Annotated in this window: 19 protein-coding genes and 1 pseudogene; 9 read left to right on the top strand and 11 right to left on the bottom strand. The window is 64.3% G+C overall.

Going from position 1 to position 19,852, the window contains the following annotated elements; genetic code table 11:
- Positions 1 to 59 precede the first annotated feature (59 nt).
- The gene (locus ACX80O_RS09255; RefSeq protein WP_459306325.1) at positions 60 to 881 is read right to left on the bottom strand and encodes a CPBP family glutamic-type intramembrane protease; all 822 of its coding nucleotides are present in this window, start codon (positions 879 to 881) and stop codon (positions 60 to 62) included.
- A 118-nt stretch (positions 882 to 999) separates the two neighbouring features.
- On the opposite strand from ACX80O_RS09255, the gene ACX80O_RS09260 reads away from it, so the two are divergent.
- The 3 genes from ACX80O_RS09260 to ACX80O_RS09270 all read left to right on the top strand — a co-directional run bounded on the left by ACX80O_RS09260 (position 1,000) and on the right by ACX80O_RS09270 (position 3,065).
- Positions 1,000 to 2,382 (top strand): dihydrolipoyl dehydrogenase family protein, encoded by a 1,383-nt coding sequence (locus ACX80O_RS09260; RefSeq protein WP_459306327.1) that lies wholly within the window; start codon positions 1,000 to 1,002, stop codon positions 2,380 to 2,382.
- A gap of 181 nt (positions 2,383 to 2,563) precedes the next feature.
- Positions 2,564 to 2,821: a hypothetical protein gene (locus ACX80O_RS09265; protein ID WP_459306329.1), complete on the top strand. Its 258-nt coding sequence runs from the start codon at positions 2,564 to 2,566 to the stop codon at positions 2,819 to 2,821.
- A gap of 10 nt (positions 2,822 to 2,831) precedes the next feature.
- Positions 2,832 to 3,065 carry a DUF6480 family protein gene (locus tag ACX80O_RS09270; RefSeq protein WP_459306331.1) on the top strand — a complete coding sequence of 78 codons (234 nt, stop codon included), beginning with the start codon at positions 2,832 to 2,834 and terminating at the stop codon, positions 3,063 to 3,065.
- A 66-nt stretch (positions 3,066 to 3,131) separates the two neighbouring features.
- Here ACX80O_RS09270 and ACX80O_RS09275 read toward each other — a convergent pair whose 3' ends face one another.
- The 5 genes from ACX80O_RS09275 to ACX80O_RS09295 form a co-directional block, all read right to left on the bottom strand.
- On the bottom strand, positions 3,132 to 3,437 hold the full coding sequence (locus ACX80O_RS09275) for a PRC-barrel domain-containing protein (RefSeq protein WP_459306332.1): 306 nt from the start codon (positions 3,435 to 3,437) through the stop codon (positions 3,132 to 3,134).
- Between the two features lie 133 nt (positions 3,438 to 3,570).
- A complete protein-coding gene (locus ACX80O_RS09280) occupies positions 3,571 to 4,626 on the bottom strand; it encodes an iron-siderophore ABC transporter substrate-binding protein (RefSeq protein ID WP_459333262.1) in 1,056 nt (351 codons plus the stop codon).
- Between the two features lie 188 nt (positions 4,627 to 4,814).
- Positions 4,815 to 5,789 (bottom strand): ATP-grasp domain-containing protein, encoded by a 975-nt coding sequence (locus ACX80O_RS09285; protein ID WP_459333263.1) that lies wholly within the window; start codon positions 5,787 to 5,789, stop codon positions 4,815 to 4,817.
- 76 nt (positions 5,790 to 5,865) lie between these two features.
- Positions 5,866 to 7,440 carry an AbgT family transporter gene (locus tag ACX80O_RS09290; RefSeq protein ID WP_459333264.1) on the bottom strand — a complete coding sequence of 525 codons (1,575 nt, stop codon included), beginning with the start codon at positions 7,438 to 7,440 and terminating at the stop codon, positions 5,866 to 5,868.
- Between the two features lie 72 nt (positions 7,441 to 7,512).
- Entirely contained in the window at positions 7,513 to 8,832 is a 1,320-nt protein-coding gene (locus ACX80O_RS09295; RefSeq protein ID WP_459333265.1) for a M20 family metallopeptidase, read from the bottom strand.
- Positions 8,833 to 9,029: 197 nt separating this feature from the next.
- Here ACX80O_RS09295 and ACX80O_RS09300 point away from each other — a divergent pair, with 197 nt between their 5' ends.
- Complete coding sequence (locus ACX80O_RS09300; protein ID WP_459333266.1) at positions 9,030 to 9,254, top strand: hypothetical protein; 225 nt, start codon at positions 9,030 to 9,032, stop codon at positions 9,252 to 9,254.
- On the opposite strand, the gene ACX80O_RS09305 is transcribed toward ACX80O_RS09300, so the two are convergent.
- The gene (locus tag ACX80O_RS09305; protein WP_459306340.1) at positions 9,251 to 10,447 is read right to left on the bottom strand and encodes a TerC family protein; all 1,197 of its coding nucleotides are present in this window, start codon (positions 10,445 to 10,447) and stop codon (positions 9,251 to 9,253) included. The two genes, ACX80O_RS09300 and ACX80O_RS09305, sit on opposite strands and share 4 nt — an antisense overlap.
- A 108-nt stretch (positions 10,448 to 10,555) precedes the next feature.
- Here ACX80O_RS09305 and ACX80O_RS09310 point away from each other — a divergent pair, with 108 nt between their 5' ends.
- Positions 10,556 to 11,674: an alcohol dehydrogenase catalytic domain-containing protein gene (locus ACX80O_RS09310; RefSeq protein ID WP_459333303.1), complete on the top strand. Its 1,119-nt coding sequence runs from the start codon at positions 10,556 to 10,558 to the stop codon at positions 11,672 to 11,674.
- A 13-nt stretch (positions 11,675 to 11,687) separates the two neighbouring features.
- Here the strand turns inward: ACX80O_RS09310 and ACX80O_RS09315 are convergent, their stop codons facing one another.
- Positions 11,688 to 12,230, bottom strand: a complete 543-nt coding sequence (locus tag ACX80O_RS09315) for a TetR/AcrR family transcriptional regulator (protein ID WP_459333267.1) — start codon at positions 12,228 to 12,230, stop codon at positions 11,688 to 11,690.
- Positions 12,231 to 12,339: 109 nt separating this feature from the next.
- On the opposite strand from ACX80O_RS09315, the gene ACX80O_RS09320 reads away from it, so the two are divergent.
- Positions 12,340 to 13,899: an APC family permease gene (locus ACX80O_RS09320; protein ID WP_459333268.1), complete on the top strand. Its 1,560-nt coding sequence runs from the start codon at positions 12,340 to 12,342 to the stop codon at positions 13,897 to 13,899.
- A complete protein-coding gene (locus ACX80O_RS09325; protein ID WP_459306345.1) occupies positions 13,899 to 15,131 on the top strand; it encodes a saccharopine dehydrogenase family protein in 1,233 nt (410 codons plus the stop codon). Before ACX80O_RS09320 ends, ACX80O_RS09325 begins: the two co-directional genes overlap by 1 nt.
- Positions 15,132 to 15,281: 150 nt before the next feature.
- On the opposite strand, the pseudogene ACX80O_RS09330 reads toward ACX80O_RS09325, so the two are convergent.
- Positions 15,282 to 17,026, bottom strand: a pseudogene (locus tag ACX80O_RS09330) (choice-of-anchor I family protein).
- A gap of 380 nt (positions 17,027 to 17,406) precedes the next feature.
- On the opposite strand from ACX80O_RS09330, the gene ACX80O_RS09335 reads away from it, so the two are divergent.
- Both ACX80O_RS09335 and ACX80O_RS09340 read left to right on the top strand, forming a co-directional pair.
- Positions 17,407 to 18,093 carry an SDR family oxidoreductase gene (locus tag ACX80O_RS09335; RefSeq protein ID WP_459333269.1) on the top strand — a complete coding sequence of 229 codons (687 nt, stop codon included), beginning with the start codon at positions 17,407 to 17,409 and terminating at the stop codon, positions 18,091 to 18,093.
- Positions 18,094 to 18,178: 85 nt separating this feature from the next.
- Positions 18,179 to 18,397 (top strand): hypothetical protein, encoded by a 219-nt coding sequence (locus ACX80O_RS09340; RefSeq protein WP_459306350.1) that lies wholly within the window; start codon positions 18,179 to 18,181, stop codon positions 18,395 to 18,397.
- Positions 18,398 to 18,442: 45 nt separating this feature from the next.
- Here the strand turns inward: ACX80O_RS09340 and ACX80O_RS09345 are convergent, their stop codons facing one another.
- Together ACX80O_RS09345 and ACX80O_RS09350 are read right to left on the bottom strand one after the other, a co-directional pair.
- Positions 18,443 to 19,168 carry a YqjF family protein gene (locus tag ACX80O_RS09345; RefSeq protein WP_459306352.1) on the bottom strand — a complete coding sequence of 242 codons (726 nt, stop codon included), beginning with the start codon at positions 19,166 to 19,168 and terminating at the stop codon, positions 18,443 to 18,445.
- Positions 19,161 to 19,820: a Pr6Pr family membrane protein gene (locus ACX80O_RS09350; RefSeq protein ID WP_459333270.1), complete on the bottom strand. Its 660-nt coding sequence runs from the start codon at positions 19,818 to 19,820 to the stop codon at positions 19,161 to 19,163. The genes ACX80O_RS09345 and ACX80O_RS09350 overlap by 8 nt, the downstream gene beginning before the upstream one ends.
- Positions 19,821 to 19,852 lie beyond the last annotated feature (32 nt).

The following is a 19,852-nucleotide window of genomic DNA, read 5'->3' on the forward strand; positions in this document are numbered from 1 at the left end:
CATCAATGGCCACGTCAGGGATCGATGGTGAGGTTCCAGGCTCGCCGTCAGTAGCCACGTCAGTACAGGAAAATGTCGAACCACTCACGGTTGTGCGCGTGGATCAGCACCAGAAACAGCACGAAGTCGAACAACAAATGGACCGCCACGATGTAGCTCAACGACTTGGTTTTCTTGAAAATCCACCCCTGGACCAGCGCGAAGGGGTAGATCAGGAGCGGCCCCCACGCGTGGAAGCCCAATTCCCAGAGGAACGAGGTGAACAGCACCGCCTGCAGCATGTTGGCCTGCCAATCCGGCAGGTGCCGCCGCAACAAGGTGAAGGCGGTGCAGATGAAGAACAGTTCGTCCCAGATTCCCAGCACGTTGGTCCCGAGGAACAGCCTCGCCACGGTGCTCCCGTTGGACGCCGCGGGCCAGTTCTCAAACACGCCGGTCGGAATCATGTAGACGGGGAGCAGAAGGTATCCCATGACGACGACGGCCACCAGATACCAGCGCTCGGTCCGGGTCCACTTCTGACCGGTGCGGACGGGAAACCGAATCGCGTGGTCCTTCAACACAAACCGGGAGATCGCATAGGGCAGCCCCACCGCGAGGATCATCGCCGTACCCATGATGAGCATGTGGCTGAAGCTGATGTCGGTGGTGATAGGCACGAGACTCATAATGACCAGACCCAGTGCCAGCAGTGCCAGATCCTTGAATAGCTGCCGGCCGATGAGGAACGATGACGCCAGCGCCGCCGCGAGCAGGAGGTAGCCCAGCCACCGCTGATCCAGTCCAAACATCACAAACCCGGAGGACGCAACGAGCACCGCCGGAAGCAGGTTCGCTGCACTCTTCCGTGTCTCCCGGAGGACATCCGGTGCGGTGGTCATACCCACGAGATTACCGTTGTTACCCAAAGGGTGGGAGCAAGTGCGGGAGTTTCGGAGGATTTGGCGCTATACAGGAAACAGGAACACCACCACACCAGCCAGCACCGGGAGCTACGCCATGGAATACGACTTCGATGTCCTCATTGTCGGTGCCGGCCCGGCGGGCATGGCAGCCGCGGTACGGGCCGCTGAACTGGGCGCCCGGGTGGGTGTGGTGGAACGTGCGAGACTCGGCGGCACCTGCGTCAACTCCGGGTGTGTGCCCACCCGTGTGCTTGCGAAAACGGCCCGCTTGTATCGGGAGGTCCGCACCGCCTATGACTATGGGATCGTCGTCGCCGAACCGTCGGTCGACTGGCCCCAGATTGTCCGCCGCGTCCGGTTCACCGTGGACCGGGTGCTTGCGGCGAAGGGGTACGACGACGACGTCGCCCGGCTCGGCATCGCCCTGCTGACCGGCGAGGCATCCTTCGCTGATCCGCACACCCTGACCGTGAGTGGCCGCCCGGTGACCGCCGGATCGGTGATCCTCAGCGTGGGTGGCAGTGCGCGGCGACTACCCATTCCCGGCGCCGAGCACGCGGTGTTGCCGCCGGATATCCTCGACCTGCCAGACCTTCCGGCCACGATCGCTGTGATCGGCGGCGGGCACACGGGAGCTCAGTTGGCCACCATCTTCCACGCGCTCGGCTCCCGGGTGCTGCTGCTGGATCTCGCGCCACGCATCCTCACCACCGAGGATGCTGCCGTCTCGGCCGCAGTCACCGACGGGTTCCGCACCCGCGGCGTGCGCGTCGAGACAGGGATTGCCGGGATCGACCGGCTCACCAAGGACGACGGCGGGCTGCGCCTGCACTGGCGCAACGAGTCCGGGGAGCACATGGAAGCTGTCGACACGGTGGTGATGGCGGCCGGATGGCCAGCGAACACTGGCCCCCTTGCCCTTGAGGCGGCAGGGATCCAGGCACAACGGAACGCCATACCAGTCGACGATTATCTGCGGACAAACGTGCCGCACATTTTCGTTGCCGGCGACGCGAATGGTTCGAGCATGCTGGTGCAGGCTGCGGTCTTCGAAGGTGAAACCGCCGCGGAAAACGCGGTACTCGGGGCACACCGGACCACCCCGCACCATCTGCTGCCGGCGGGCGGTTTCACCGATCCGGATTACGCGGGGGTGGGGCTCACCGAGGAGGCGGCGCGGCGGCGCGACCGGGAGGCGGCTGTCATCGTCGTACCCTACGCCGAGGTGGAGCGGCCGATCATCGACGACCGCGAGCAGGGATTCCTGAAACTGGTACTCGACCGGCATCGTGAACTGATTCTCGGCGCGCACGCAGTCGGCGAGAACGCCGTCGAAGTGATCCAGGCGGTCGCTGCGGCGATGGCCGCGGGGACCGACGTCGCCACCCTCGCCCGGGTGAAGTTCGCCTACCCCACCTACACGGCGATCATCGGAGTGGCGGCACGCGCAGCCCTGCGGCGTGGGCCCGAGGACTAGGATCGGCGGGCCGCGGTTGCTTCGGTCCCCTGTAATCGTCAAGCCGGTGTGAACGGGGGTGCTGCTAGTGTTGGATCATCCCGAAACCGCACAGGGGGCTTATCCTTATGCGCCACAGAACGTGGGACCTTTATCCTGCTGGCTATCCCACTGCAGAGACCTAAGGAGCACAATAGCAACTATGGACAGCAAGTTCTCTGTAACCGAAGAGTCGTCAAGCAAGCATCCGCATGATTGGGGCCGGGCCATGGCAGTGGCGATCAGCCGTCTGGTCGAAATGGCTCATGAGGCAGGTGACGTGGTGGAACACGAGAACCTCTATGGAGAGGACCTTCACCTGTTCGTCCGCGAGACAGAAGAAGGCGCGGACATCACCATGTCCTGGACGCCCAAGGAAACCAAGGATCCATCGCCCAAGAGGTCTGAATGGGAAATCTAAGAGGAACTCTATGACAGCACCAAATCCCGATCCCCAGGGCGACAAGATCACCGGCCTTGAGCCGGGCGGCGGGGTTCCGCCGGGCGAAACGCCACCGGGCGAATCTTCGACGGTCGGGCCACAGGGTCACGATGAGGGAACCTCGAAAGGGAACAACCCATTGCCATGGCTGGTCGGCATTGGAGTGGTCTTCGTGGCCTGCATCGTGCTGTTTATTGTCGGCCGTCTGGTCGACGTCTTCTAACCCACCCCTGCTGGGGGACGCGCCCGAAATGCTCCACCGCGAGCGCGTTCCCGGCTTCAGCGACGACTACAGGTTGTAGTACTCCCGCAGGGACCCTGTCTGCTCATCGGTCAGTTCCGACTCGGCCGTGAGGTCCGGCGCGTCGGTGATTTTGTCCCTGGTGTACGCGACGTGCAGGTCACCGCCGTCGAGCCGCGCGCCGTCGAACGGGATGAAGTGCTCGCGGGTGTTGAACAATCCCAACGCCACGGTCACAAAAATGGGTTCGCCGGTGTGCGCGTCGAGGTGAACCTGGGACACCTGGCCCAACTTTTCGCCGTCGGCGTCCCAGGCGGTGGCTTCCTGCAGGTCATGAATGTCCGGTTGTGCCATGGTGCATCTCCATCCCTCGGTGAAACTAAGTGTGCTGAACCTATTTCAGCCCACCCGCGCCCGCACGGCAACTCGAGAACACCAGAGGCGCCCCCTCAAGAAGGGGACGCCGCTGGTGCAACGGTGAGTTGTGCTAGCCCTCGGCCTGCTGTGCTGCCTCATCCAGCAGGGGGAGGAACGTGTCCAGCGCCCAGGGGAGGCTCAACGGGTTGGCTGCCGAGATGGATAGCGTCAGGGTGTTGTCCGGGTCAGCGACCAGCGCGCCGGACTCGACCGCGGGGATCTGACCCAGCAGCGGGTCCTCGGCGATCGCCTGGATGGTCGACTCGTCGGGCACCCAGGTCACGAAGACGTCCGATTCCAGCTCGTTGGCACGCTCAGCGGACCACGGGATGAAGAACTCCTCGGAGCCTTTGGTGTTCTCGGTGACGATATCGGCCTGGATCATGCCGATCGACTCAAGGAACCGCGGCCGGTTGTCATTGGCCGTGTAGATACTGACCCCTTCAGCGCTGGCAGGCTCAAGGTTGCCGTAGATGAAGGTCTTGCCCACGATCGATGGATAATCGGCAGCCGCAGTCGCAACTGTCTCCTCGGTCTCGGTGACCAGCTCCCCGGCTTCCTCGGCCAGGCCGAGAGCCTCGCCGATCATTCGGGTCGATTCCTGCCACGGCGTCCCATAGGCAACCTCCGGGTACGCAACTACCGGTGCGATCTCGCTCAGGGTGTCGTAGTCTTCCTGCGTCAGGCCCGAGTATGCCGCCAAGATGACGTCCGGGTCGGTGGCAGCCACCTCGTCGAACGCGTAGCCGTCGGCTTCCGAGTACTGCACTGGTGCGTTCTCCGTGCCGATCGCCGCGCCGAGCTCCTCGAGCTTGGCGTCCTTCCACGGCGTGGAGGCGTTCTCGTTGCCGCCATACTCATCGCGCTGCATGCCCACGGGAACGACGCCGAGGGCCAGGGCCACGTCGGCATTGACCCAGTCGACAGTGGCCACACGCTCAGGCAATTCCTCGAGGACCGTCTCACCGAAGGCGTGCTCGATCGTGACAGAGAACTGATCCGCCGCGCCCGCGGCTTCGGGACCTTCGGAGCCCGAGCCGCCGTCCGTGGGACCCGTACTGCAGGCGGATAGGGCAAGGACGGCGACGGCGGCAGCGGCCAAACCGCGCAGGCGAATGGAGGCCATGGGGGCTCCTCAACTTTCGGAAGAACTATGACTCACGCCCATGCGGACGCAACGAAAGTAAGGCTACCCTACCCTTACTTCTATTACGAAATGTTTATGTTGCGTAATAGACGGTCAAGCGCTCACCTCAGTATCGGGCACCGACGACGGGCTCCAGCCGAGCCGTCGTCGTCCGCGTGGCCCCTACCCTAGCGACGAGCCGGTTCCGGCGTTGGAGCAGCCAACGAGGAGAGGTAAGTGACGAGGGCGCCCGGGGCGGACCGGGGGGCCTGGGCCTCGACCACCGCGTTGTAGTTGGTGTTCGTGTTGACGTCATAGGTCAGCACCCGGCCGTCGGCGGTTTCGATGAACTCAATCCCACACACCTCGATATTGTTCCGGCGGGCAAACTCAAGGTACTTCCCGATGATCGTGTGATCGAAGCCTTCACGGAGGCTGAACAGCTGCTGGCCTTCCTCGGGTTCGATGGTGGCGCCGGGCGGCATGATGGGCTTGCCGGTCACTGGGTCGATGGCGCAAGCGTCAGCCGGGCAGAGTTGGAATCCGCCGCGCGCCGTGTCGGCCTGGATGGCGTAGATGAACTCGCCGCCGACAATCTCGACCCGCGTGATGATCGGCTTTGCAGCCTGGATGAACTCCTGGATCAACGTGATCCCGTCCTGGGGTTCTTCGAAGTCGGACGATCCCACGTACTCGGACAGTTCCTCGTGGCTCTCGAACTTCCGCACGCCCAGACCCTTGCCGCCCTGGTTGTGCTTGGTGATGAACGGCGTCGGGAAGCCTGCAGCGGCGTCGAGGATCCGGTCCTTACCGATGGCGGCGACCGTGCGCGGCGTTTCGATCCCTGCGGCCCTCAACGCGGTGAGCTGGTCGACCTTGCTCATCTCCAGCTCAAGGACCCGCCGACCATTGACTGTCCGACGACCGTGGGCTTCGAGCCAGGACAACACAGCACGGGCGTAGTCCTTGGACAGCCCGTGGTCCCGGGTGTGTGACGACGCGCTGATCCGCGACCAGAAGATGCCCTCGGGCGGCTCCTGGTCGAGGTCGAGGATGCCGTCGGTGAGCAGCCATTCCTCTACCTCGACGCCCTCGGCTTCGAAGGCCTTGGCGAAGGGTGGGAACCATTCAGGGTTCTCATGCAGGGCGTAGATCTTGGTCACAAAGTACCTCCAGCTTGGGTTCATCAGGGAACAACGGCGGCCGCAGCGGAGCTATTCCTGCGCCCTATGGGGCAGGCTACTCGGGCAGGAAGATGCCGTTCCCCGGGCCGAGGGGCAGGTCGAGGAAGAAGAACACGCTCAGGATTACCACCCAGGCGAGCCAGAACGGCACCACGAACGGCAGCATCCGCGCCATCAGCGTGCCGAGGCCGGCCTGCGGCTCATACTTTCGCAGCATGGTCAGGAGCACGATCATGTACGGGTTCAGCGGGGTGATGACCTGGGTTGCGGAGTCGCCCACCCGGAACGCCGCCTGAATGAAGGCCGGCTCATAGCCCAGCAGCACAAACAGCGGCACGAACACTGCGGCCATCAGTGTCCACATCGCCGACCCCGAAATGATGAACAAGTTCAGCAGGGACGCCAACACGATGAAGGCCAGGATCGCCGGATACCCGGTCAGCCCGATTGCCTCCAGTCCGCCCGCACCCGCCACAGCGATCCACTGCCCAATTCCCGACCAGTTGAACAGCGCAATGAACTGGCCCAGGATGAACGCCAGCACCAGAAACCCGGCCATGTCCTTGATCGCCTCGCCCATCACCCGTGGGACGTCCCGGCCGGTGGTGATGGTGCCGACAATTTTCCCGTACACCAGGCCCGGCACCACGAACATGCTGAACACGACGAACACAATCGAGCCGAGCAACGGCGAGGCGGGCAGGAAACCGCCGTCCTCGTTCCGCCACGGCGACGCGGGCAACGTAAACGCCACCACCAGGACGACGGCGAGGATCGCCCCGCTGATCATGGCCCACCGCAGCCCCTTGCTCTCCCGGGGTGTCAGGTCTGCGCTGAGCTCGGCGCTGGTGGGGGCCACCGGGGCGTCCTCATTCCGGATCTCTTCGCGGGGGATGCCCTGCCGGTTAAGTCGCGGTTCGAGGATCTTGTCGATCACAAAGCCGGCGATCGCCATCAGGACGATCGAGGACACCACGTTGAAGAAATAGTTGGACACGGGGGTCACGGGAGACCCGGCGTTCGGCAGCGTTTCGGTGACCGCCGTCGTAATCCCAGCGAAAAGGGCGTCGAGGCTGGTCACCAGGACGTTCGTCGAGTAGCCAGCCCCCGCCGCAGCGAAGCCACCGAGCAGCCCTGCGACCGGGTGCCTGCCCGCGGCCTTGAACACCAGCGCAGCCAGGGGCGGGATCACCACAAAGGCCGCGTCGGACATGATCGAGCCGGTCACGCCGACCGCGCCGACGGCGTAGGGCAGCGCCCAGCGCGGTGCGCTCCCGAAAGCCTTGCGGATCATCGCCGCCAGCAGACCCGACTTTTCCGCCACCCCGACCGCCAGCAGGATCGGCAGCACGGTGGCCAGCGGCGGGAACCCCAGGTAGTTGGGGCCCAGGTTGGTGGTGAACCAGGTGAGGCCCTCCCCGGTGAAGAGTCCCTTGATTGGGGTGATCTCGTCGCTGCCGGGCAGCTGAACCGTGACGTTGGCCCACGCCATCCCGGTGGACACCACAGCGGTGATGCCGAACAGGATCAGGAACAGCATGAACGGATCGGGCAGCTTGTTGCCGACCCGTTCCACCCCGTTGAGGAACTTGTCGGTGACTCCGCGCGGGGCGCTGGCGGTGGTGGACATGGGTGGTGCTCCCTTGACTTTAGGTCACGCGGGTTTCGTTGAAGAGGTTCGTTGTGCCTGGTGGAGCCGTGCTCAGTCGAAGTAGGAGGGGACGTCGATGGCGCCGCCCTGGTGCTCGAATTCTTGCCGGACCTGCCGCTGCAGGATTGGGTCCATCAGGTAATCCAGTGCCGTCAGCGCGAGCCCGGCGGCCCCGTCATACGCTCCCTGCACCGCCGCGTCAGATGCGGCAGCAGCCGCGAAGTCGGTGGTGTGCAGGGCAGTGCCCTGGTCGGCGATTTTGATCAGTGGGTGGATGCCCGGGATGCGATAGCTGACGTTGCCGAAGTCGGTCGACGCCGCCAGGGTGTCCGAGACGACGCCGGCCGGAAGCGGGTTGCGCCCGCGCCGCTGCTGGGATTGCACCCAGCGGCCGGTGAGCGCATCGTTGGTCCGGATGGGGAGCGACGGCGGGTGCTGGTCCCAGTCGAGCTGCACCGTGGTGCCGGTCATCAGCGCCGCCCCGCGGGCGATGTCCTCAAGGCATCTACTGAGGTCCTTCAACGTGTCCGGATACTTCGACCGGGCGTAGAGCTTCATGACCGCCCGATCCGGGATGATGTTGGGGCTGCGCCCACCCTCGGTGACGTTGCTGTGGACGCGGTCCGACGGCGGCAACTGCTGGCGGAGCAAGCCGATCCCCTGATAGGTGAGGCTGGCGGCGTCGAGCGCGTTGCGGCCCATGAACGGCTGCGCGGAGGCGTGCGCAGCGATCCCGGTGAACGTGATGGTGAGGAGCCTGCGCCCCAGCCAGACCTGGTCGGCGAGGTCATACCCGTACGGGTGCACCATGATGGCGGCGTCGACGCCGTCGAACGCGCCGTTGCGGGCCAGCAGTTCCTTACCGGAGTGGCCCTCTTCCGCTGGCGTACCGAGGAAGACCACCGTGCCGTTGAGCCGGTCCCTGACCCCGGCGAGCGCCAGGAAGGCTCCCACCCCGGTGGCGGCGATGACGTTGTGGCCGCACGCGTGGCCGATCCCCGGGAGCGCGTCATACTCGCTGAGTACGGCGATGGTGGGCCCGTCGCCGGCGCCGCGGATTTCGGCGCGGACCGCCGTGTCGACGCCGTGGGCGCCGAGCTCGGCGTCGATCCCGTGCTCGGTAAGGATGTCAGCGATCAGCCGCGCACTGTCGTGTTCCTGAAACGCGGTCTCCGGATGCGCGTGGAGGGTGTGCACAATCCGCTGGAGATCACCGTGCAGCGCCTCAATATTAATGTCAACAGCGGCGCGGAGGTCCTCCGGTGCGCCCTCGAACGGCGACTCGGGAGTGACGGCCGTGAGCAGACGGCGCTGGGTCTCGGAATCGATCTGGTTGAGGTATGCCGGGTCCGGCAGGGCTGGTTCGGTCATCTTGGTAGCTTAGGCAACTATTCGGCGTTGTGTCGGGTGCGCGACGAAATACTGGGTAACACGGGCCGCTAATTCCCTACGAATGAAGCCGAAGCACCATAAATTCACCGGGCGGAAACACCAAGGCAACATCGCAGGAGAACAATTAGCTTACCGGCCGGACGTGCCCGCCCCGGCCCCAGATCCGAGGAGTGACCATGTCCCTGCTGACCGCTACCGCCATCACCCGCATCCACGACCTCGGCATGCTGCGCCGCGGGGATGAGATCGAGGCTAACCGCAACCGCGAGGTTCACTACAGCGGCTTAGTGGAAGACACGGCGCCCGGCCTGGGCATCGTGTGGATCCGGGATCTTTCCGACGGCCGCCGTGCCCTCCTGCACGCCGACGAGTACGCGATCTGGCAAATCAGCGCCGACTAACGGGACGGTTCGCGGTCGATCGCTGCCCCGTGCTCCTCGTGGGCCCGCCGGATCAGATCCATGAACTCGGTCTCATTGCGGATGAGTTTTTTGTACTTCTCAGGAAGCTGACGCAGCATGTTCTCTTCCTCGACCATCCGGTTGAAGATCTTCTCGCGCTCGTCGATGTTGGTTTCGTAGCCCAGGTCCAGGTACTCGGTGGCGTGACGCTTCGCACCGGAGACGGCGGTCTTGGCCTTGCCCTTGGGACTGAAGACCGAGGCGAGCACGGTGATCACCAGGACCCCGAGGATGACCGACAGAGACAGCCCGGTCGAGATCTCGACCACGGGAACGGGTTCGCCGTCGTTGATGAACGGCAGGTTGTTTTCGTGCAGCGCGTGGAGGATCAGTTTCACGCCGATAAAGCCCAGGATGACGGCGAGGCCGTAGGACAGGTAGATGAGCCGGTCCAGAAGTCCGTCAATCAGGAAGTAGAGCTGACGCAACCCCATCAGCGAGAAGGCTGTGGCGGTGAAGACGATGAACACGTTCTGCGTCAGACCGAAGATCGCCGGAATTGAGTCCAGCGCAAACAGGATGTCCGTGGCGCCAATCGCGATCATGACCAGCAGCATCGGGGTGAGGACGCGTTTGCCGTTCTCGATGGTAAACAGTTTGTCGCCGTCGTAATGTTCGGTAGCTGGAAGGAAGCGCCTGGCCAGGCGCACGATCAGCGTGTCACCGTGATCCTCATCCGACGACGGCTTGAGCAGGTTCCCGGCGGTCAGCAGCAGAATCAGACCGAAGATGTAGAAGACCCAGGCGAACTGGTTGATCAGCGCGGCGCCCAGGAAGATGAACCCGGTGCGGGCGATCAGCGAGAACACGATGCCGAACAGCAGCACCTTCTGCTGGTCGGCGCGCGGCACCTTGAAGCTGGCCATGATGATGAGGAAGACAAACAAGTTGTCGACCGATAGGGCCTTCTCGGTCACGTAGCCGGCAAAGTACTCAGTGCCCATCGTGGGGCCGCCGAAGATCAGCACCCCGACGCCAAAGAGGATTGCCAGTCCCACATAGATGGAAGACCACACGGCTGCCTCCTTCAGGGAGGGGGTGTGCGCCTTGCGGACGTGGAAGAAGAAGTCGAAGAGCAGCAGCCCCACAATTCCGGCGATCGTTAGTGCCCAGACAATGGGGGATACTTCCATGCGGTTTGTTCTCCTCGTGAAGATGGCGTATTACTCACGGTAGTTTGCCGAGGGAGTGGTCGGCAAGACGCTCCCGGGCCGTACATTGAACCCATGACCCCTTCCACGATGCGCAGCGCAGTCCTCCACCACGCCGGCGCTCCCCGCCCGTACGCCGCAAGTGTTCCCCTGATGCTCGAGAAACTCGCCGTCCCGTCTCCGCGCTCCGGCGAGCTACGGGTAAGGATTGAGCGGGCCAGTCTCTGCCATTCGGACCTCTCGGTGATCGACGGGTCGCGGGTGCGTCCGCTGCCGATGGCGCTGGGACATGAGGCAACCGGCGTCGTCGACGTCGTAGGCCCCGACGTTACCGATATCACAGTGGGTGACCGGGTGGTGCTGGTGTTTGTGCCCAGCTGCGGGTCCTGCCGTGCGTGCGACGCCGGCCGCCCCGCCCTCTGTCACCGGGCTGCTGAGGTGAATGGCAGCGGCGATATGCTGCACGGCCCCGCAGTGCTGAGCACCGCTGACGGCGTCCGGATCAACCACCACCTGGGCGTTTCGGCGTTTTCCGAGTATGCGGTGGTGGCTCGCGAGTCGGTGGTGGTGATTGACGACGACGTCCCCTTCGACGTCGCGGCCATGTTCGGTTGCGCGGCGCTCACGGGGATCGGGGCGGTGCTGAACACGGCGCAGGTGACCGAGGGGCAGTCAGTGATTGTGTTTGGACTCGGCGCGGTGGGACTGATGGCCGTGATGGCCGCTGCGCAGGTCCCCGGCATCACGGTGATCGCGATCGACCCGCTCCCGGCGAAACGTGACCTGGCGTTACGGTGCGGGGCGACGTCGGTGGGCGCCCCGGCCGAAGCGGAATCCTTGGTCAAGTCACTGGGTAGCGACGGAGTGGACGTGGCGATCGAGGCGGTCGGCAGCGCCCGGGTGATGGAGGCCTGCCTGGGCCTGCTGACCCGCGGCGGCGCACTGGTCTCGGTCGGGTTGCCGCACCCCGACCAGACCATCACCACCCAGGCGCTGCAGTTCGCCGGGGCGGGTAAACGTCTGCTCGGCTCCTACATGGGCGACTCGGTTCCGGCCCGCGACATCCCCGCCTACCTGGCCCTCTGGCGGGAGGGAAAACTGCCCGTTGAACTGCTGCACACGGATACCCGGGACCTGGCAGACCTCAACGAGAGCCTCGACGCCCTGGCCGACGGTCTGGTGGTGAGACGGATCTTCACCCTCCGGTAGTTGGTTCGGGGAGTCAGTACCTGATGGTTCCGATCAGGCCGATGATCCGGTCGATTGTGGCCGGGTCGGTTTCCTCAGGCATGGCGCCGGTGCCGGTGAGGGAGGCGTTGAAGTAGATCCCGTCGCCGAGCAGCATCACCAGGTGGACCATGTCCTCGTTCCCCACGGCGTCCATCAGCACGGTGAACCACTGGGTGCGGCACTCGGCCAGCAGTTCGTTGGCCTCCGGATGCACGCCCTGCGCCAGCCGCGTCACCGCCATGTTGCAGCGCTCCAGCGGACTTTCGACGTCGAGTGAACTCTTGACGTAATAGGTGGCCGCCTGGGCCGGCTCGGCCCGCATCACCGCCAGATCCGCGTCCACCAGGGCGCGAAGCCGGTCAAACAGGGACGCCGTCAGCTCGTCTTTGGACCTGAAATGGTAGGTCAATCCGCCCTTGGAAACCCCCGCCCTAAGCGCAATCGCGTCGAGGGTGGCCGAGCGTTCGCCGTCGGACACCAGGATGTCCTGGTACGCGTCAACCAGTCGCTGAACAGTGCTCGGAGCGTGACCCATGAGCACAAGTTTAGGGCCTAGTCAAGAAACCGACTAGTCGGTATAGTGATGTGCGTTACATCGTTCTGGCCGACGACGACGCCGGCCGGCCGGACCTCGGAGGCGCACCATGAGTCACACAGTTGCAGGGAAGGAAGCCCGCGGCACGCCGCCGGGCCAAGGCAAGGGTCTTGCCGCCGGGACCCTCGGCGTGTGGGGGTCGGTCGTCATTGGGCTCGCTTCGACAGCGCCGGTCTACTCGCTGGCGGCGTCGCTCGGCTTCGTGGTCCTCGCTGTCGGAGCTCAAGCACCCATCGCCTTCATCCTGGCGTTCATCCCCATGCTCTTCATCGCCTATGCGTACCGGGAGCTCAACCGGGAAATCCCCGACTGCGGAACCTCTTTCACCTGGGCCACCAAGGCGTTTGGCCCCTGGGTGGGGTGGATGGCCGGCTGGGGGGTGGCTGTTGCCGGGATTATCGTGCTCGCCAACCTGGCCCAGATCGCCGGACTCTATCTATGGTTGCTGATCGGCGACGGGTCGCTCGCCGAGAATCCCGCACTGGTCACCGGGACCGGCGTCTTCTTCATCGCCCTGATGACACTAGTGAGCTACCGCGGCGTGGAGATCGGCGCGAAACTGCAGAACGTCCTGCTCGGAATCCAGTATCTGGCGCTGGTCCTGTTTGTGGTGTTCGCCGTCGTCGGCATCGCGAACGGGACCACCGAGAACGCGACGGCTCCGTCGCTGGACTGGTTCAATCCGTTTGCCTTCGAAAGCGTTGAGGGGTTCACCGAGGCGGTGCTGCTGGCCCTGTTCATTTACTGGGGCTGGGACGCCTGCCTCGCCCTGAACGAGGAAACCCGTGACGCCCGCCGAATTCCGGGCCGGGCCGCCCTGATCTCGACCGTCCTGCTGCTCATCACCTATGTGGGGGTCACCGTGGCCGCGATGATGTACGCGGGGGTCGGTGAGGAAGGCACCGGCCTCGGCAACGAGGTCAACGCTGAGGATGTGTTCTTCGCCCTCAAGGACGCAGTCCTGGGTCCGTGGTCGTGGCTGCTGGTGGTCGCCGTCCTGGTGTCCGCGGTGTCCTCAACGCAGACCACCATCCTGCCCACCGCACGCGGCACCCTGTCCATGGCGGTCTATCAGGCGCTCCCCCACCGGTTCAGTACGGTGCATCCCCGATTCAAGACGCCGTCGTTCTCCACTCTCGTGATGGGCATCGCGGCGGTCGCCTTCTACGTGGTCATGAGCCTGATCAGCGAGAACATCCTCGCGGACTCCATCCTGTCCCTGGGGCTGGCCATCGCCTTCTACTACGCCATCACCGGGTACGCCTGCGTCTGGTACTTCCGCCGGGAACTCTTCACCTCACGCCACAACGTCATCTTCCGGTTCCTCCTGCCCCTGTTGGGCGCCCTGATGCTGACCGCAGCGTTCACTAAGTCGGCGTTCGACATGGCCGACGTCGACTACGGCTACAGCGTGCTCCTCGGCGTCGGCGGCACCTTCGTAGTGGGGATTGGTGCCCTGGCGTTCGGCCTAGTGCTGATGCTGGTGTGGTGGACCCGCCGCGGATCGCGGCAGTTTTTCGGCGGCGAAAGCCTGAACGAGGAGACCCCGGTGCTGGTCCCCGACTCCCCAGATACGTACCGACGCTCAGTTGATGGAGGTTTGGCCTAGTGCGCATTCTCATTGTTGGTGCTGGCGGGGTGGGTTCCGCGGCGGTTCGGATCGCCGTCCGGCGCACCTTCTTCGACCTGCTGGTGGTGGCCGATTACGATCCCGCCCGGCCGCAGGCCCTGATGGACGCGCTCGACGACGACCGTCTGGTGGCAGCCCAGGTGGATGCGTCGTCGGCGGAGGCGGTCGCCGCCGTCGTGCGCGAACACGGGATCACCCACGTGCTCAATGCCGTGGACCCGCGGTTCGTCATGCCGATCTTCAACGGGTGCTTCGCGGCGGGCGCCACCTACCTGGACATGGCGATGAGCCTGTCCGTCCGGCATCCGGAGCAGCCGTACGCGTTGACCGGCGTGCTGCTCGGCGACGAACAATTCGCCGTCGCGCAGCAGTGGGAGGACGCCGGCCGGCTGGCCCTGGTGGGGATGGGGGTGGAGCCGGGGCTCTCCGACGTCTTCGCGCGGTACGCGGAGGATGAGCTGTTCACCTCAATCGAGGAACTGGGGGTGCGCGACGGCGCCAACCTCGTCGTGGCGGGGGCCGACGGCGAACCCGCCTTCGCCCCATCCTTTTCCATCTGGACCACCATTGAGGAGTGCCTGAACCCGCCGGTGATCTTCGAACGGGAGAAGGGTTGGTACACCACCGAGCCGTTCAGCGAGCCGGAGGTCTTCGAATTCCCGGAAGGGATCGGCCCCGTGGAGTGCGTCAACGTGGAACATGAGGAGGTCATCCTGATGCCCCGGTGGACCAAGGCCCGGAAGGTGACGTTCAAGTACGGCCTCGGGGACGAGTTCATCGATGTCCTCAAAACCCTCCACAAGCTGGGGCTCGACTCCACCGAACCGCTGCTGGTGAAGGGCGTCCCGGTGTCGCCGCGCGACGTCGTTGCCGCCGCCCTGCCCGACCCCGCCACCCTGGGCGACCGGATGACAGGGAAAACCTGCGCCGGCCTGTATGTGACGGGGACCGGGACCAGCGGCCATCCCCGCGCCGTGTACCTGTACCACGTGGTGGACAACGAGTGGTCGATGGCCGAGTACGGGTCTCAAGCGGTCGTGTGGCAGACGGCAGTGAACCCGGTCATCGCGCTGGAGTTGCTTGCCAACGGGACCTGGCAGGGGGCGGGAGTGCTCGGGCCGGAAGCCTTCGACTCCCGGCCCTTCCTGGAACTGCTCGCCACGGAGGCCCCGGCCGGCTACGGGTCCCCGTGGGGGATGGAGGAGCGATAGGCCCGCTTCGTCGCGTCCGGCCCGCAAGAAAAGTGGCTCACCCGCAACGCCGGTCCCAAAAGAGTGGCTCGACGGCACGATAATGGTTGGGCCACCGCAAACCTGCAGCCCCGCCACTTTTCCGGGCGTGGCGGGGTTGCAGGAGCAGTGCTACGACCGCCGCGTCAGCACCCGGTCGACGCTAAACAGGGTGGTGGTGCCGCTGACTTCGTTGCCGACGGCGAGGAGCGGCTTGCCGGTCGGTGATTCCTTCGCCGGGATGAAGTCCAGCCCCTCGGGGCCGAGATCCCCCGCCGCGCCCAGCGTGGACGGGTCATCCTCGACTGACGCCGAAAAGTCGCGGTTGTTCACGTAGGTGACGAATTTCGAGCCCTCGGGGGACGTGACGTCGTACACCATGACGCCCCCGACCCGCTCAAGACCGACGAAGGCGTAGGTTCGACCATCCACCTCGCCTACTGTGATGCCTTCAGGCTCGGGGCCCTTGTCGTCGCTGCGGCCCTCGAAATTGCTTTCGCTGTGGTTGGAGTTGAAGAACTCAGGAACGGCCTCGGCAGTGATCCGTTCAAAATCAGCAGCGGTGTCGAACACCTTCTTCCCTTTGTCGGTCCAGATGGACATCGACCGGGTGCCGTAGGTGAACAGCTCTTCGTAGCAGGAGCCGTCGGCTGACAGTCCGTCGGCGAGCGTGATGTTCAAACGGCCAAGGTTTTCGTCCTGCTGCAACTGTTCAACTGTCATGGTGCTGCCATCGGCGTTGAGCTTTTTCGTGGCGAAATCCTCGCAGATTGGGGGCAGCCCGTCGCCGAGATCCTTGACCCGCGCCTCCTCGGAGTACGCTTTCCAGTCCCGCGCGTCCCCTTCGTTGGCTGTGACGATGTAGGTTTTGCCCTCAACCGTGTAGGAAGAAATGACGTCTGGCTGGTGGAAGCCCTTTACCGGCCAGTTGGCGATATTGACAGCGTCATCCCGATCCGAGACGTCCATCGGTGTCTTGAGCCGGTCAACAGTTCCCAACGGCATGATCTTCGTGATCCTGGCCGATTTCAGGTTGACCTCAGCGATTGCATTCGCCTCCTGCAGTGAGACGTACGCGGTCCGGCCATCCTTCGCAATGGTGATGTACTCGGGTTCCAGATTCTCGGACACCGGATACTTCGGTGTCACCCCGAGAGCGTCTTCACGACCCCCGTAGATCCTGACGCCGTCGGGCAGCTTGCCTTCGAAGGAACGGAAGCCCGCGGTCTTGACATCCTTTTGGCGCGGAAGCTCGATCCGATTGTGCTTGAGCTTCACAATCGAGACTGACCCCTCGGGATCCACCGAGTAGTCTTCGGCTGGCTCTCCTTCATTGCGACGACGGCCTGGTCCCCGCGGGGAGTGAAGGTCACCATGTCGGGGAGAGCGCCGGCGCGAACGGCACCGAGGGTTTCGCCGTCGCCATTCGCGTCGAAGAAGACCAGCCACCCGCGGTCAGTCTTGGTCGGAGCCTCGACCGCGACAACGCCGAGGCCGTCAGCCCGGACGGCAACCGAATTGACGGCTGACCCGGCGGGAATGATTGAGCCGTCTCCGGACCGCACGCCAGCTGTCTTGATGTCAAACAGCTTGGTGGGCTGAGTTGCATCCTGGACATCCAAAACGTCGATCGTGGACTGGGCAGCATTGACCACTAGCAGCCTTTGCGCAGCCGGATAGTGTGCGACGATCTCGGCGGCGCTGCCGTCAAAAATCCCAGATTCGTAGGTGCCGATGGGGTTCAACGAGACCGCAGCCCCATCCGCTGAGTACCTGACCGGATCCGCTACCACATTGGCGGTAGCCGGAGCGGCGATACCAATCGAACAGGCAACGGCCGTCGCGGTGATCATTACCCTCTGGCTGAGCTTTTTCATGGTAGGCGTCCCTCGATAGGTGCGGCGGCGTGTTTTCGGCTGGTGGATTCAGGATGCCGGGAGTGGCTCGATAAGCCCGGGTTAGTCCCAGTGATCTCACAGACCATCATCGGGGTCTGAATTGACCGGTCGGGAAACCGAGAGTGAATTCTGGCCAAACCTTTCGTCCCACGCCCGCGGGAATAGATCGCGGGAATAGTGGCTCGCACGCAGGATCGTGGTGGCGTCGCCACTCGTCTGCAGCCCCGCCACTTTTCCGGCATGCACGAGGTCCCGGCGTGAACGGCGCAGGGGGCGCACAGGGTCCCGGCGTGCACGGCGCAGGGGGCGCACAGGGTCCCGGCGTGCACGGCGCAGGGGGCGCACATAGGATGTGGGTCATGACTGAACTACCCGTTGCCCTGATCACCGGAGCCTCGCGGGGCATCGGCCTCGCCATCGCCCACGAGCTCGCCCCCACCCACCACTTGCTCCTGGGCGGCCGAGATGCCGCCGCCCTCGCGGCCCTTGCCAGCGGGTTCCCCTCCGCCAAGCCCTTCACGGCCGAGCTGACCCGGCTCACACCCGATCAGGTCCAGGGCATCGACACCCTCGATGTACTGGTTCACTCCGCAGGGGTGCTCCAGATGGGACACGTGGCGGACCTGACTCCCGAGCAGTGGCGCACCAGTTTCGAGGTCAATGTGTTCGCCGTGGCTAACCTGACCCGGCTGTTGCTGCCTGCGCTGCGGGCGGCCAAGGGCCAGGTAGTGGCGATCAACTCGGGCTCCGGGTACGCCTCCGGCGACGGGTCCGCCGTCTACAGCGGCACCAAGTTCGCCTTGCGCGCGTTCACCGACGCCCTGCGTCAGGAGGAGCGCGACAACGGTGTCAGGGTCAGCTCCATCCACCCGGGCCGGGTCGCCACTGACATGCAGCAGGAACTCCACGACTTCGAGGGCAAACCCTACCGCCCCGCAGAATGGATCCAGCCCGATCAGGTCGCCAAAGCCGTCCGCCTTGCCGTAGACGCATCACGCGATTCGGTTGTCGAATCCCTGAGCATTCGGCCGTCCGGGATGGTATGACGAATTACTAATCAGCAGGCTTACTAGTGGTCGTGTTTTGTGCGAGACTGGAACTCCAAGCCTCACACCACCATTGGAGTTTCAAATGATCGAAAAGTTGAATGAACTGGGTATCCGCAGCGAGCACGCCTACCTGGGCGGCTTCGCCTCCATCGGACTGTCAATGCTGTCCTGGTTGGCCAGCCGCGGCAAGAAGGGCGACTCCAAGGCACAGTCGGATCGCTGGGGCATCTTCATCGGACACTGGGCGCCCACCTTTTTCGCCCTTGGCATCGCACTGAAGCTTGAAGAGAAAAAGAAATAGGAACCAGCAACACCGAGTGGGGGATCCGACGAGCGGGTTCCCCATTCAGCCCCGCGAGATGACCCTCGGTTTACCAAACTGCGTCTGCACCCCGGGCGAATACAGCACCGATTCGGGCGGCCCGGCCACGTCGATCCCCGCCGCCCGCACCAACCCGTCGTCCAGATGATCGACAGTGGCCGGGTGCAGGGGCCACGGCGCGTGCGTGTTCGGGATAAAGAGCGTCCGCCCCGCGAGTTCCGAGTGCAGGCCAAACCGTGCTGTGAGGTTGATTGTCAGTGGATCGGCCGCGGCCACGGCCCGGTTCGGTCGGACAGCGAACGACGACGACGCCCCGCCCTGGAACCGCCGCACCGTGTAACCGGCCAGCCCCGGATCGGGCACGGGCGCACACCGGGACCAGACGTAAGGGATGCCGGCCGCCCGCGCCACGAGGACCACGGCCAGCCGGGAGGCGTCAAGGGTCAAAAAGACCACCCCGCGCGTCCCGTCCGGTTCACGCGAGTACAGCCGGACATTGATCTCGCTGAAGGACCCAAAATACGGCACGGGCATCCCCGAGCCGATTCCCGCGCCCACCATCCTGAAGCCGATCAACCCCACCCAGGCGTCGCCGTCGTACACGTCAGGCTCCGTTCCGGGCGGCATGAAACGCGCCGCCGTCGCCACTGGGATCCGCCAATGCAGGAAGACAGCGTCCATCCATGCCTGATCCATGATCGGCCAGCTGATCAGGGGCGGGGCCGCCGGCCACGCAATTGATTCAGCCATGCGAGATCTCCTGACTTTTGGTCGGTTTCATTCGGTTGTCTATTTGCAGGACGGCAAACCCGAAACCTACAAACATGGCGCCGATAAACACGCAGTTGATAAAGACCTCAATGGGATCGATGATTCTCAGGTCGACGAAAGGGTACGGATACCAGTTGACCATTGCGCCGCGGATCAGCGTGTAGACCAGCCACACCGCTGGAAAAATCAGCGACAGCCACACAGTCTGGATGGTGAAGCGCGGCCGCGGGCCGAACAGCAACCAGCCCAGCACCGTCACGATCGGCACCACATAGTGCAGCAGGGTGTCGGATAGCCGGCCTAGTCCGACCAGTGCCTGCACCTCGGGAAGACGCCGCAGCAGGGTGAAAGCGATCAGCCCGGTCACCGAGATATTGACGACGGCGTTCAGGCGCAGCACCTGCCAGAGGGTGGACTGGCGTCCGAGGGGGTGGCGTGCTAAATCAATGTTGATCACCAGGACAAGGATGTTGCTGAGAATGGTGAAGTAGCTGAAGAAGTTCCACCACGACACGGCGGGCCCGAGCACCGAGTAATTCTCGCCATTGATCAGGGCGATCACCTGCGCCCCAAGCCCTACCAACCCAATCAACGCGACCACGCCGTGCCAAGTCCGCGCCGCTATCCTCATCGGTACCTCCCACAGTGACTGATAAACCCTGA

The sequence above is a fragment of the Arthrobacter glycogeni genome (genome assembly GCF_054511155.1).

What these genes read in the sequence shown, in the direction of transcription:
- ACX80O_RS09270 (WP_459306331.1), top strand. Translation starts at nt 2,832, where the DNA reads ATGACAGCACCAAATCCCGATCCCCAGGGCGACAAGATCACCGGCCTT.
- ACX80O_RS09315 (WP_459333267.1), bottom strand. Translation starts at nt 12,230, where the DNA reads ATGGGTCACGCTCCGAGCACTGTTCAGCGACTGGTTGACGCGTACCAG.
- ACX80O_RS09255 (WP_459306325.1), bottom strand. Translation starts at nt 881, where the DNA reads ATGACCACCGCACCGGATGTCCTCCGGGAGACACGGAAGAGTGCAGCG.
- ACX80O_RS09350 (WP_459333270.1), bottom strand. Translation starts at nt 19,820, where the DNA reads ATGAGGATAGCGGCGCGGACTTGGCACGGCGTGGTCGCGTTGATTGGG.
- ACX80O_RS09280 (WP_459333262.1), bottom strand. Translation starts at nt 4,626, where the DNA reads ATGGCCTCCATTCGCCTGCGCGGTTTGGCCGCTGCCGCCGTCGCCGTC.
- ACX80O_RS09305 (WP_459306340.1), bottom strand. Translation starts at nt 10,447, where the DNA reads ATGGAAGTATCCCCCATTGTCTGGGCACTAACGATCGCCGGAATTGTG.
- ACX80O_RS09335 (WP_459333269.1), top strand. Translation starts at nt 17,407, where the DNA reads ATGACTGAACTACCCGTTGCCCTGATCACCGGAGCCTCGCGGGGCATC.
- ACX80O_RS09290 (WP_459333264.1), bottom strand. Translation starts at nt 7,440, where the DNA reads ATGTCCACCACCGCCAGCGCCCCGCGCGGAGTCACCGACAAGTTCCTC.
- ACX80O_RS09345 (WP_459306352.1), bottom strand. Translation starts at nt 19,168, where the DNA reads ATGGCTGAATCAATTGCGTGGCCGGCGGCCCCGCCCCTGATCAGCTGG.
- ACX80O_RS09260 (WP_459306327.1), top strand. Translation starts at nt 1,000, where the DNA reads ATGGAATACGACTTCGATGTCCTCATTGTCGGTGCCGGCCCGGCGGGC.
- ACX80O_RS09265 (WP_459306329.1), top strand. Translation starts at nt 2,564, where the DNA reads ATGGACAGCAAGTTCTCTGTAACCGAAGAGTCGTCAAGCAAGCATCCG.
- ACX80O_RS09310 (WP_459333303.1), top strand. Translation starts at nt 10,556, where the DNA reads ATGCGCAGCGCAGTCCTCCACCACGCCGGCGCTCCCCGCCCGTACGCC.
- ACX80O_RS09340 (WP_459306350.1), top strand. Translation starts at nt 18,179, where the DNA reads ATGATCGAAAAGTTGAATGAACTGGGTATCCGCAGCGAGCACGCCTAC.
- ACX80O_RS09295 (WP_459333265.1), bottom strand. Translation starts at nt 8,832, where the DNA reads ATGACCGAACCAGCCCTGCCGGACCCGGCATACCTCAACCAGATCGAT.
- ACX80O_RS09300 (WP_459333266.1), top strand. Translation starts at nt 9,030, where the DNA reads ATGTCCCTGCTGACCGCTACCGCCATCACCCGCATCCACGACCTCGGC.
- ACX80O_RS09275 (WP_459306332.1), bottom strand. Translation starts at nt 3,437, where the DNA reads ATGGCACAACCGGACATTCATGACCTGCAGGAAGCCACCGCCTGGGAC.
- ACX80O_RS09320 (WP_459333268.1), top strand. Translation starts at nt 12,340, where the DNA reads ATGAGTCACACAGTTGCAGGGAAGGAAGCCCGCGGCACGCCGCCGGGC.